The following is a 10,897-nucleotide window of genomic DNA, read 5'->3' as shown; positions in this document are numbered from 1 at the left end:
TTTTTCTTGCGGGGGGGGGGGCCGCAGGGGCCGGTCTCGGTTTGGGCGGGGGCCGCGCTGTCCCCCCAGCTCCGGAGCGACTGCCGCGCCCCCCCCCCCCGCTGGGGCCGTGGGGCCGTTCGCGAGGCGGGCTCCGTCATGGGCACGGAGTGGGGTGGGCGGGCTCAGACCTCCAGGCCGTTCTCGATGCGCTTCAGGCCGTGCCGGGCCAGTGCCAGGTTGCTGCGGGAACGGTCCAGCGCCAGGTAGAGGAAGAGCGATCCCTTGCTGCTGGTCAGCGGGCGGATCAGGTGGTACTGCCGGCCGAGTGTGATCAGGATGTCCTCGATCACGTCGTTCATGTCCAGCGAGGCCAGCGTGCGCATCTTGGCGCGCACCACCTCGGTGTTGCCGGCCGCCGCGAGCTCCAGGTCGAGGTGCTGCCCGCCGCCGAGGGTGCCGAGCGACATGCCGCTCTCGTAGTCGACCAGCGCGACACCGACCGCGCCGTCGAGAGCCATGGCTTCCTTGAGCGCCGTCTCGATGTTCATATTGCTGCCCCAATTCCTCAGTGCTGCTGACCGGTCACTGTCCGGCCAACTACGATCGACGCCAGTGACCTGCCGGTCACAAACATCAACTTTTCGCCTTGTTACGGAAGTTGGCGTTCAAAGTACTGCGCGGCGCGTGAACGTGGAGGGCGAATGGGGGGACTTGAGGAAACGAAGCCTGCGCTTCAGACCTCCCTGGACCGGCTTCTCGACTCTCCCGGTGTCATGGGCGTCGCCCTCGTCGACGCGGTCACGGGTCTCACCTATGCCACGGCGGGTGACGCCGCCGAGGCGGGGACGGGGGCGGAGTGCTCCGATCTCGCCACCCTCATCTCCGAGCGGCTCGGCGCGGCGGGAGCCGAGGGGGAGTTGGAGAGCGTGGTCATGACCAGCGGACGTCGCCATCAGGTGCTGCTCACCGTGGACCGGTCGGCCGGAGACCCGCTGTTGCTGGCGGCCGGTCTCGACCGCGACCGGGCGAACGTGGCCCTGGCGCTGCGCAGCCTCGGCGACCGGGCCCGCGAGGTGCTGGCGTGAAAACACCCTCGGCACGCAACGTACCCGCGCTTCTGCAGGCCCTGCACCAGGAGAGCCATACCGGCACGGTCCGGGTCTCGGGTTCCCCCGGTGGCACGATTCACCTGCGGGACGGCCTGATCGGCGCGATCGAGACACCGGGCGCGCCGACCGCGACGTCCGCGCTGCTCTCCTCGGGCCGGATCGACGACGACGCCTGGCTGACGGCCTGCGCGGCCGAACCCGACGCCGACCGGCTCGACGTGCACCTGGCGGCCACCGGTCTGATCGGCGCCGCCGAACTGGAGGTCGTCTGCACGGCGGCCGTGTTCGACGGGGCCTTCGCGATGGCGCTCAGCCCGCCCGGCGGCTGGGAACTGACCGAACGGCAGCCCGCCCTCCTCGCCCGGCCCGGCGTCGAGCCGCGACGGCTGGCGGAGGAGACCACCCGTCGCATGGCCCTGCTGACGCGTATCTGGGGCCCCGCGAGCGAACTGGCGCGTGCCCGGCCCGAGCCGGTCACCGGCCGCGGCTTCGCGGAACACGACGGCCGGCTGACCCGGCGCCATCGCGACCTCGTCGCGAGCGCGAACGGCCGCCGCACTCCGCGTGACATCGCCTTCGCCCGGGGGCGCGGCCTCTACGCGGTCATGCTGGACCTCGTCCGGCTGGAATCGCTGCAGGCGGTCCGCTGGCAGCACCGGGCCGAGCCCGACGGCCGGCCCAGCACGGCGCCCCGGATCCCGCAGGGTCCGCCGGCGTCCGAGGAGCCGTCACCGAGAGCCGGCCCCCTGCCCAGACGCAGGCCCGGCGGAGGCTCTCCGATCGGAGACCTCGGAGCGAAGGACGGGTAGTGAGCCCCGACAAGAACCCGGCCCGCAAGCGCCGCATACGCAGCAAGGCCGCCCGCCTCCGACGGCGTTCGGCCCCCGGAGCGGCCGCGGACGACCGCCCGGCACCACCCGCCGGAGCCCGGCCGGCCACCGCACCCGTCCCCACGACCGATGGACGACCGCCGGCCGCCGAACCGGGTGGCGCGACGGCCGGACAGCCGCCCGACGTGTCCGTCCCCGCGACCGCGGAGACCGGCGCCGGTGGTGGTGCCACGACCGCGGAGACCGGCGCCGGTGGCGGTGCCACGACCCCGGCGACCGGCGCCGGTGGTCCCGCCACGACCGCGCGGACCGGCGCCGGTGGCGGTGCGGCGCAATCGCCCCCGTCACCCGCGCGGGGCGCTGCCGCGGGACTGCCCCCGTTACCCGTGCGGGGCGCCGTGCCGGGCCCCGGAGACGCCGGGGAGGGGGCGTCGGACGACCCGGCCGTGCCGCCGCCCTTCCCACCGCTGTCTCTGCTGTCGGCCGAGGAACTGCTCGCCGACCAACCCTCCCTCGACATGCTGCGGCGCGTCCGCCGCGGGCTGCGGGCTCTCCCCGAGTCCGACGGGCACCTCCCCGACTGAGGGGTGCCGTGACCCTCCCGCACGGCATCCCCCGTGCCCGGCACACCTCTGCCGACCGGACCGCACACCCACCGCAGACATCTGGATCAAGGAGCACGTGCCCATGACCGCACACGCATCGACCGAATCGCTGACCGGCATCCTGGCCTCGCTGCGTGACCGGGTGATGGGCGTCGCCGAGAGCGTCCTGTCCACCGTGGACGGACTCCTCGTCGTCGCCGACGTGGACAAGGTCCACCCCGAGTCCGTCGCCGCTCTCGCCGCCGCCACCCTCGGCGTCAGCCGCCGCATGGCCGACCAGTCCGGCGTCGGCGCGCTCCGCGAGGTCGTCGTCCGCTGCGGTTCCGGGCACGTCATCGTGGTCGCGGTCGGTGAGCGTACGCTCCTGACCGTCATGGGCGACGACGGCCTCGACTTCGCCGCCTTCCAGCGCGAGTCCCCGGCGACCGTGGAACAGCTCACCAAGGTGCTCGCGGCGGACGTGGCGCACTGAGACGAGCGGTGTCGACGGTTTCGTCGACCGCCGGTGCGGTGCCGGCCGTCGGATCTCGTCGCTGCCCGCAGAGACCGGCTGCGCGGGCCGCCGGTCCTGTGCGCTTCTCTCCCGCTCACCGAGCGGCGGTCGTTTCGCAGGCATACGAGGCGGACGTCCCGGGCAGCAGGGCCGGAGGGCCGCTCGCTGCGGGTGAGGGAGCAAGCCGTGGCCGACGTCAGGCGCGCGACTTTCACCCGGACGTGGTGGAATCGCTCGCGAGGTACGGTCGAGAGACTGTCTGACCCTTCCCGCGGTGGGGTAACCCATGGGTAATGAGCGGCCCTCCACGCGGTCGTGGTTGGATGCGAGGGAGAGGGTGTACCGGGGGCGACGGCCAGCCCACTCCGACGGAACTGGCAGGCGGGAACCGTAACTGGCAGGCGGGAATCGTGAGGATCTTCGGCAAGGGACGGCATCGGCCCTCCGCCTCTTGGCGGCAGGCCACCGATCGTGCGTTCACGCTGATCGGTGACGGTCGGTACGAGGACGCGGGCGCACTGTTGACACGTGCCGCGGACCTGGAGCCGTGGCTGTCCGAGTCCTGGTTCAACCTGGCCCTGCTGCACAAGTTCCGGCACGACTGGGAACAGGCGCGGGCCGCCGGTCTCAGGGCGGTCGCGCTGCTCGACCGGGAGACCGGGGCGCCCGACTGGTGGAACGTGGGCATCGCCGCGACCGCGCTGCAGGACTGGCCGCTGGCCCGCCGTGCCTGGCAGGCGTACGGACTGCGGGTGCCCGGTGGGGCGTCCCGGCCGAGGCCCGGCAGCGGCCCCGGGGACAACGGCGAGCCGGTGGGCATGGACCTCGGCAGCGCGGCCGTACGGCTGTCGCCGGAAGGTGAGGCCGAGGTCGTGTGGGGGCGGCGGCTCGACCCCGCCCGGATCGAGGTGCTCTCCATTCCGCTGCCGTCGTCCGGGCGGCGCTGGGGCGAGGTCGTCCTGCACGACGGGGTGCCGCACGGGGAGCGGACCACGGCCGTGGGGCACGCGTATCCGGTGTTCGACGAGATCGAGTTGTGGGCGCCCTCTCCCGTGCCGACGTGGGTGGTGCTGCTGGAGGCCGCGACCGAGGACGACCGGGACGCGCTGGAGCGGCTCGCGGCGGACGCCGGGTTCGCGGCGGAGGACTGGTCGTCTTCGGTGCGGTTGTTGTGCCGGCTGTGCTCGGAGTCGCGGATGCCGTCCGACGAGGGAGACGGGGAGCATCTCGATCCCCACGACCACAGTGAGCCGGGGCATCCCGGGCCGCTCGGGCATGTGACGGACGGGCAGCTGTGGGCGCCCGAACGGGAGTGCGGGGTTGCGGCGCCGGCCTCGCTGGTGCGGGGGCTGTTGGACGGGTGGGTGGCCGACAGTCCGGATTCCCGGGACTGGCGGGATCTGGAAGAGGTTTGCTAGGGGCTCACGGTTCTCTTTCGGCCGCGGGTTCGCCGTGGTCGCTCGCGCGGGTCCCCGCGCCCCTTACGGGGCGCCCCCTGAGCGGCGCGATCCCCGTACCCTGTATCAGCATCACCACCCCCTGTTTTTCTAGGAAGGCGTACGTCTGTCATGGCCCAGCAGGACACCGATCAGCAGCGCGAGGGCGTGCTCCCCGTCGACGACGAGGGGTTCGTCATCGACACGGAGGACTGCGAGGAGCGCGAGCAGGCGTACCGCGAGCGCGGCACCTCGCTGCCGATCACCGTGGTCGGGAACCCGGTGCTGCACAAGGAGTGCAAGGACGTCACGGAGTTCGGTGACGAGCTGGCGAAGCTGGTGGACGACATGTTCGCCAGCCAGCGCACGGCGGAGGGCGTGGGCCTGGCCGCGAACCAGGTCGGCGTCGACCTGAAGGTGTTCGTGTACGACTGCCCGGACGACGAGGGCAAGCGGCACACCGGTGTGATCTGCAACCCCGAGCTGGTCGAACTGCCCGCCGAGGCGCGCCGGTTGGACGACAGCAACGAGGGCTGCCTGTCGGTGCCGACCGCGTACATGCCGCTCGCCCGCCCCGACTATGCCGAGGTCACCGGGCAGGACGAGAAGGGCAACCCGATCAAGGTGCGCGGCACCGGGTACTTCGCGCGCTGCCTGCAGCACGAGACCGACCACCTGTACGGCTACCTGTACATCGACCGGCTCTCCAAGCGCGACCGCAAGGACGCACTGCGGCAGATGGCCGAGAACGAGCCCCGCTACCCCGTGGTCGCGAACGACTGAGCCGTGCGCCGGGCCCGGGCCGGCCCGGGCCTCAGGTGGCCTCCGCGTCCGGCCCTCAGGCCGCCTCCGGGCCCCGGAAGGTCCGGCGGTACGCCTGCGGGGTCGTGCCCAGTGACTGCACGAACTGATGGCGCAGGGCGGCGGCGGTACCGAAGCCGGCGCGCCAGGCGATGCCGTCCACCGTCTCGTCCGTCGCCTCCAGCAACCGCTGGGCCAGGAGCACCCGTTGGCGCAGGATCCAGCGGTACGGCGTGGTCCCGGTCTCCTGCTGGAAGCGGCGGGCGAACGTGCGGGGGGACATGTGCGCGCGGGCGGCGAGCTGCTCGACGGTGACCTCCTCGTCGAGGTGCTGCTCCATCCAGACGAGCACCTCGCCCACCGTGTCGCACTGGGAGCGGGGCAGCGGTCGCTCGATGTACTGCGCCTGACCGCCGTCACGGTGCGGCGGCACCACCATCCGCCGGGCGATCTTGTTGGCCACCTCCGGTCCCTGCTCCTTGCGGACGATGTGCAGACACGCGTCGATGCCGGCCGCCGTGCCCGCCGAGGTGATCACCGGGTCCGCGTCCACATAGAGCACGTCCGGCTCGACCACCGCCCGCGGATACTGCCGGGCCAGCTCCTCGGCGTGCTTCCAGTGCACCGCGCAGGGCCGCCCGTCCAGCAGCCCGGCCGCGCCGAGCACGAACACCCCCGAACACACGCTCAGCACCCGGGCGCCCCGGTCGGCGGCCCGCCGCAGTGCATCCAGCAGTTCCGGCGGGTAGTCCCGATGCACATAGCTGTCGCCCGCCGGCACGACGACCAGGTCGGCCTCTTCGAGCCGGTCCAGCCCGTACGGCGTGGAGATCGTGAACCCGGCGGGCGTCCGCAGGGTCGCGCCCTCCGCCGACGCGACCGCGAACTCGTACACCGGCAGGCCGTCGTCGCTGCGGTCGAGGCCGAAGACCTCGCAGACGACGCCCAGTTCGAAGGGATGCACGCCCTCCAGGAGGACGGTGGCCACGTTTTTCAGCATGCTGCCAGTGTGCATGGGAAGTGGCAGGAATTCGAGGGGGTGCGGCAGTCCTGCCACTGTTTGCCAGGAACGTTCGGCGCGAAAGTGGTGTCCATGGATACGACACAGCTGCAAGGACTCATCGGAACACTGGCCGTCCTCGGACTGCTCGCCCTGGTCGCACTGCCCGCGATCGTCGGCGTGGTGCACGAACGGCGCGTCGACCGCCAGCTCAGGCGGGCGCAGGAACGACGGGCGTCGCACCACGTCGCCCGCGCCGCCTGAGCGGCGGCCCGATGCCGCTGATACGTCCCCGGCACGACGACGGCCGCGCGGGTCACGCCGGCCGGGGACGAGGTCACACCGCTGACCCGGGCGGCCTAGAAGTCCTCGTCCAGGTCGACGGTGCCCTCCACCGCCACCTGGTAGGCCGAGGGACGCCGCTCGAAGAAGTTGGTCAGCTCCTGGACACCCTGTAGCTCCATGAAGGAGAACGGGTTCTCCGAGCCGTAGACCGGCGCGAAACCGAGGCGCGTGAGCCGCTGGTCGGCGACGCACTCCAGGTACTGCCGCATCGACTCGGTGTTCATGCCCGGCAGGCCGTCACCGCACAGGTCGCGCCCGAACTGCAGCTCGGCCTCGACGGCCTCCTTGAGCATGTCGGTGACCTGTTGCTGGAGCAGATCGTCGAAGAGCTCCGGCTCCTCCTTGCGGACGGTGTCCACCACCTCGAAGGCGAAGGACATGTGCATCGTCTCGTCGCGGAACACCCAGTTGGTGCCCGTCGCCAGACCGTGCAGCAGCCCCCGGCTGCGGAACCAGTAGACGTACGCGAAGGCGCCGTAGAAGAACAGGCCCTCGATGCAGGCGGCGAAGCAGATCAGGTTGAGCAGGAAGCGGCGGCGGTCGGCCTTGGACTCCAGGCGGTCCAGCTTCTCCACCGAGTCCATCCACTTGAAGCAGAACTCCGCCTTCTCCCGGATGGACGGGATGTTCTCCACCGCCGCGAAAGCCGCCGCCCGGTCCGCCGGGTCGGGCAGGTAGGTGTCCAGCAGGGTCAGATAGAACTGGACGTGCACGGCCTCCTCGAAGAGCTGGCGGCTCAGATAGAGCCGCGCCTCGGGGGAGTTGATGTGCTTGTAGAGGGTCAGCACGAGGTTGTTCGCCACGATCGAGTCGCCCGTCGCGAAGAACGCGACCAGGCGGCCGATCATGTGCTGCTCGCCCTCGGACAGCTTCGCGAGGTCCGCGACGTCCGAGTGGAGGTCGACCTCCTCGACGGTCCACGTGTTCTTGATCGCGTCCCGGTAGCGCTCGTAGAAGTCCGGGTAGCGCATGGGGCGGAGAGTCAGCTCGAAGCCGGGGTCGAGCAGGTTCTGGTTGCTGGGCATCACTGGCAGGCCTCGCAGGACTCGGGGTTCTCAAGGGAGCAGGCGACGGCCTCTTCGGAGGTGGCCTGCTGGAGGGGGATGGTCGTCTCGGGCTGCCGGGCCTGGGCCTGCGCCGCACGGGCGATCCGGGTCGCCGGGCGCGAGCGCAGGTAGTACGTGGTCTTCAGACCCGACTTCCAGGCGTACGCGTACATCGAGGAGAGCTTGCCGATGGTCGGCGTCTCCAGGAACAGGTTCAGCGACTGCGACTGGTCGAGATACGGGGTGCGGGCGGCGGCCATGTCGATCAGGCCGCGTTGCGGGATCTCCCAGGCCGTGCGGTACAGCGCCCTGACGTCGGCCGGGATCCAGGCGAAGTCCTGCACCGAGCCGCCCGACTCGCGCAGGGCCTCCCGGGTACGCGCGTCCCAGACGCCCAGTTCCTTCAGGTCCTTCACCAGATACGAGTTGACCTGGAGGAACTCACCGGACAGCGTCTCGCGCTTGAACAGGTTGGACACCTGCGGCTCGATGCACTCGTACACACCGGCGATCGAGGCGATGGTGGCCGTCGGCGCGATGGCGAGGAGCAGCGAGTTGCGCATGCCCGTCGTCGCGACGCGCTCGCGCAGGGCCGCCCAGCGCTCCGGCCAGGCCGGCTCGACGTCGTAGTGGTCGGGGTGCAGCACACCACGGGCCGTGCGGGTCTTCTCCCAGGCCGGCAGCGGGCCGTTGCGCTCGGCGAGGTCGGCGGAGGCCTCGTACGCGGCGAGCATGATCCGTTCGGCGATCCGGGTGGACAGCGCCTTCGCCTCGGGGGAGTCGAAGGGCAGGCGCAGCTGGAAGAAGACGTCCTGGAGCCCCATCGCGCCGAGGCCGACCGGGCGCCACCGGGCGTTGGAGCGGCCCGCCTGCTCGGTCGGGTAGAAGTTGATGTCGACGACGCGGTCGAGGAAGGTGACGGCGGTGCGGACGGTCTCGTCCAGCCGCTGCCAGTCCATGTCGCCGGCCGCCCGGTCGACGAACGCGCCCAGGTTCACCGAGCCCAGGTTGCAGACCGCCGTCTCCCCGTCGTCCGTGACCTCCAGGATCTCCGTGCAGAGGTTGGAGGAGTGGACGACGTGGCCCGGCTCGGCCGTCTGGTTGGCCGTGCGGTTGGCCGCGTCCTTGAAGGTCATCCAGCCGTTGCCGGTCTGCGCGAGGGTACGCATCATGCGGCCGTACAGCTCACGGGCGGCGATCGTCTTCCTCGCCAGGCCGTTCGCCTCCGCCTTGCGGTAGGCCGCCTCGAACTCCTCGCCCCACAGGTCGACCAGCTCGGGCACGTCGGCCGGGGAGAACAGCGACCACTGCTCGTCGGCGTTCACCCGGCGCATGAACTCGTCCGGGATCCAGTGCGCCAGGTTCAGGTTGTGCGTACGGCGGGCGTCCTCACCGGTGTTGTCGCGCAGCTCCAGGAACTCCTCGATGTCGGAGTGCCAGGTCTCCAGGTAGACCGCGGCCGCGCCCTTGCGCCGGCCGCCCTGGTTCACGGCGGCGACCGAGGCGTCCAGCGTCTTCAGGAACGGCACGATGCCGTTGGAGTGCCCGTTGGTGCCCCGGATCAGCGAACCGCGCGAGCGGATGCGGGAGTAGGACAGACCGATGCCGCCGGCGTGCTTCGAGAGGCGGGCCACCTGGTGGTAGCGGTCGTAGATGGAGTCCAGCTCGTCCAGCGGGGAGTCGAGGAGATAGCAGGAGGACATCTGGGGGTGGCGGGTGCCGGAGTTGAACAGTGTGGGGGAGGAGGGGAGGTAGTCGAGGCGGCTCATGAGGCCGTAGAGCGCGGCGACCTCGTCCACGGCCCGCGTGGTGTCGTCCTCGGCCAGCCCGCTCGCCACCCGCAGCATGAAGTGCTGGGGCGTCTCGACGACCTTGCGGGTGAGGGGGTGCCGGAGCAGATAGCGGCTGTGCAGGGTGCGCAGGCCGAAGTAGCCGAAGCGGTCGTCGCCGGCCGGGTCGACCAGGGCGTCGAGGCGCTCGGCGTGTACGCGCGCGAACTCCGCGGTGCGGTCGGCGACGAGGCCCTCCCGGTGGCCCACGGCGATGGACTCGGCGAAGGTGGTGACGCCCTGCGAGGCGGCCTCGTCGCGGATGCCGATGGCCAGCAGCCGCGCGGCGAGCTTCGAGTAGGCGGGGTCCTCGGAGATCAGACCGGCGGCCGCCTCCGTGGCCAGCTCGCGCAGCTCCACGACCATCTCGGCGGAGGCGCCGCGTGAGGACCGGCCGCGCAGCGCGGCGGCGGCGACCCGGCCGGGGTCGGCGTCGGGGAGGTCGACGGTCAGCTCGGTCAGGGTCCGCAGCAACGCGGAACCCGGACTGTCGGTCTCCGTCGCCGGGTCGGCTGAAGCCAGGTCGGCTGAAACCGGGTTGGCTGAAACCGGGTCGGCTGGCGCGATGGTCACGTGGGGCTCTCCCTCGCTCGGCAAGCGGCCTGGCGGAGGGCAGGCGGCAGCTCACGAGCGCACGGGGGCGTCGCGTCCACCGGCCCATTCCACGAGGCCCGGACGTCAGGCACCCGGACCGGACGGCCGGGCGCGCTGTCGACAGGTGTTCGGACTGAACAGGCGTGCGCAAAAGAGCGTGAACGCACGCGAGTACACCGTTGCGGGACAGTTCCGGATTCGCACCGGATTCCCCTGTGGCGACAGCGAGCATGAGCATACATCTAGTGCCGGTGCGCGGTGTCACCCCCACATGTTGTGTCGCATTCGGCTGCGCAGGGTGTCAGAGCGTCAACTCATAGGTGATCAGCGAGATGTCCAGGACGTCGGGGAGGGGGTTCCAGTCGCGCTCCGGTGTGCGGGCGAACCCCAGACGTTCGTAGATGCGATGGGCCGCGTGCATGCTCCTCTGGGTCGACAGCACGACGCGTACACAGCCCTCCACTGCCCGGGCGCGCTCCACACAGGCCCGCACGAGCGCCTCACCGACACCCCGCCCGCGTGCTTCCGGGGAGACCGCGAGCATGCGTATCTCGGCCTCTCCCGCACCGGCGATGTCGGCCATGGGGCCGCCCGCCGGGACGAAGGTCACACCGCCGAGCACCCGGCCGTCCGCCACGGCCATCAGCACCTCGGCCTCGGCGGCCCGCTTCGCCACGTCCCGCAGCTCACCGAGGTACTGGTCGCTCTCCCCGAAGTCCAGCAGTCCGTCGCCGAGGTAGGCCTGTGCGGTGACCTCGCCCAGGGCGGCGTACTCATCCGGGGCCGCGTCCCTGATCGTGATGTCCATGCGTCGCAGTGTGCACGAG

12 protein-coding genes and 1 riboswitch are annotated in these 10,897 nt (G+C 71.4%); of the genes, 7 read left to right on the top strand and 5 right to left on the bottom strand.

Going from position 1 to position 10,897, the window contains the following annotated elements:
• Positions 1-164: 164 nt before the first annotated feature.
• Positions 165-530 (bottom strand): hypothetical protein, encoded by a 366-nt coding sequence (locus tag ACWCRJ_RS17895; RefSeq protein ID WP_013000814.1) that lies wholly within the window; start codon positions 528-530, stop codon positions 165-167.
• A 195-nt stretch (positions 531-725) separates the two neighbouring features.
• Here ACWCRJ_RS17895 and ACWCRJ_RS17890 point away from each other — a divergent pair, with 195 nt between their 5' ends.
• From ACWCRJ_RS17890 to def, 6 genes are all read left to right on the top strand, one after another.
• Positions 726-1,067: a hypothetical protein gene (locus ACWCRJ_RS17890; RefSeq protein ID WP_450940154.1), complete on the top strand. Its 342-nt coding sequence runs from the start codon at positions 726-728 to the stop codon at positions 1,065-1,067.
• On the top strand, positions 1,064-1,900 hold the full coding sequence (locus ACWCRJ_RS17885; RefSeq protein WP_450940143.1) for a hypothetical protein: 837 nt from the start codon (positions 1,064-1,066) through the stop codon (positions 1,898-1,900). The genes ACWCRJ_RS17890 and ACWCRJ_RS17885 overlap by 4 nt, the downstream gene beginning before the upstream one ends.
• Complete coding sequence (locus tag ACWCRJ_RS17880; protein ID WP_450940142.1) at positions 1,900-2,505, top strand: hypothetical protein; 606 nt, start codon at positions 1,900-1,902, stop codon at positions 2,503-2,505. The genes ACWCRJ_RS17885 and ACWCRJ_RS17880 overlap by 1 nt, the downstream gene beginning before the upstream one ends.
• 103 nt (positions 2,506-2,608) lie before the next feature.
• The gene (locus ACWCRJ_RS17875; protein ID WP_020113986.1) at positions 2,609-2,998 is read left to right on the top strand and encodes a roadblock/LC7 domain-containing protein; all 390 of its coding nucleotides are present in this window, start codon (positions 2,609-2,611) and stop codon (positions 2,996-2,998) included.
• 431 nt (positions 2,999-3,429) lie between these two features.
• Positions 3,430-4,437: a tetratricopeptide repeat protein gene (locus ACWCRJ_RS17870; protein ID WP_450940141.1), complete on the top strand. Its 1,008-nt coding sequence runs from the start codon at positions 3,430-3,432 to the stop codon at positions 4,435-4,437.
• Between the two features lie 150 nt (positions 4,438-4,587).
• Entirely contained in the window at positions 4,588-5,238 is a 651-nt protein-coding gene (gene def / locus ACWCRJ_RS17865) for a peptide deformylase (RefSeq protein WP_450940140.1), read from the top strand.
• A 55-nt stretch (positions 5,239-5,293) separates the two neighbouring features.
• Here the strand turns inward: def and ACWCRJ_RS17860 are convergent, their stop codons facing one another.
• Positions 5,294-6,256: a GlxA family transcriptional regulator gene (locus ACWCRJ_RS17860; RefSeq protein ID WP_450940139.1), complete on the bottom strand. Its 963-nt coding sequence runs from the start codon at positions 6,254-6,256 to the stop codon at positions 5,294-5,296.
• A 93-nt stretch (positions 6,257-6,349) separates the two neighbouring features.
• On the opposite strand from ACWCRJ_RS17860, the gene ACWCRJ_RS17855 reads away from it, so the two are divergent.
• Positions 6,350-6,520 carry a hypothetical protein gene (locus ACWCRJ_RS17855; RefSeq protein ID WP_450940138.1) on the top strand — a complete coding sequence of 57 codons (171 nt, stop codon included), beginning with the start codon at positions 6,350-6,352 and terminating at the stop codon, positions 6,518-6,520.
• 95 nt (positions 6,521-6,615) lie between these two features.
• Here the strand turns inward: ACWCRJ_RS17855 and ACWCRJ_RS17850 are convergent, their stop codons facing one another.
• The 3 genes from ACWCRJ_RS17850 to ACWCRJ_RS17840 all read right to left on the bottom strand — a co-directional run bounded on the left by ACWCRJ_RS17850 (position 6,616) and on the right by ACWCRJ_RS17840 (position 10,878).
• Complete coding sequence (locus ACWCRJ_RS17850; protein ID WP_450940137.1) at positions 6,616-7,626, bottom strand: ribonucleotide-diphosphate reductase subunit beta; 1,011 nt, start codon at positions 7,624-7,626, stop codon at positions 6,616-6,618.
• Complete coding sequence (locus tag ACWCRJ_RS17845) at positions 7,626-10,049, bottom strand: ribonucleoside-diphosphate reductase subunit alpha (protein WP_450940136.1); 2,424 nt, start codon at positions 10,047-10,049, stop codon at positions 7,626-7,628. The genes ACWCRJ_RS17850 and ACWCRJ_RS17845 overlap by 1 nt, the downstream gene beginning before the upstream one ends.
• Before the next feature lie 123 nt (positions 10,050-10,172).
• Positions 10,173-10,308: riboswitch (cobalamin riboswitch) on the bottom strand.
• A 63-nt stretch (positions 10,309-10,371) separates the two neighbouring features.
• Positions 10,372-10,878, bottom strand: a complete 507-nt coding sequence (locus ACWCRJ_RS17840) for a GNAT family N-acetyltransferase (protein WP_450940135.1) — start codon at positions 10,876-10,878, stop codon at positions 10,372-10,374.
• Positions 10,879-10,897: the final 19 nt, after the last annotated feature.

The sequence above is a fragment of the Streptomyces sp. NPDC002324 genome (assembly GCF_053593335.1).
This window is presented reverse-complemented; position numbering and strand designations above follow the sequence as displayed.

Excerpts from the sequence above, each read along its gene's own strand:
- ACWCRJ_RS17875 (WP_020113986.1), top strand. The coding sequence starts at position 2,609 with ATGACCGCACACGCATCGACCGAATCGCTGACCGGCATCCTGGCCTCG.
- ACWCRJ_RS17850 (WP_450940137.1), bottom strand. The coding sequence starts at position 7,626 with ATGCCCAGCAACCAGAACCTGCTCGACCCCGGCTTCGAGCTGACTCTC.
- ACWCRJ_RS17860 (WP_450940139.1), bottom strand. The coding sequence starts at position 6,256 with ATGCTGAAAAACGTGGCCACCGTCCTCCTGGAGGGCGTGCATCCCTTC.
- ACWCRJ_RS17855 (WP_450940138.1), top strand. The coding sequence starts at position 6,350 with ATGGATACGACACAGCTGCAAGGACTCATCGGAACACTGGCCGTCCTC.
- ACWCRJ_RS17840 (WP_450940135.1), bottom strand. The coding sequence starts at position 10,878 with ATGGACATCACGATCAGGGACGCGGCCCCGGATGAGTACGCCGCCCTG.
- ACWCRJ_RS17895 (WP_013000814.1), bottom strand. The coding sequence starts at position 530 with ATGAACATCGAGACGGCGCTCAAGGAAGCCATGGCTCTCGACGGCGCG.
- def (WP_450940140.1), top strand. The coding sequence starts at position 4,588 with ATGGCCCAGCAGGACACCGATCAGCAGCGCGAGGGCGTGCTCCCCGTC.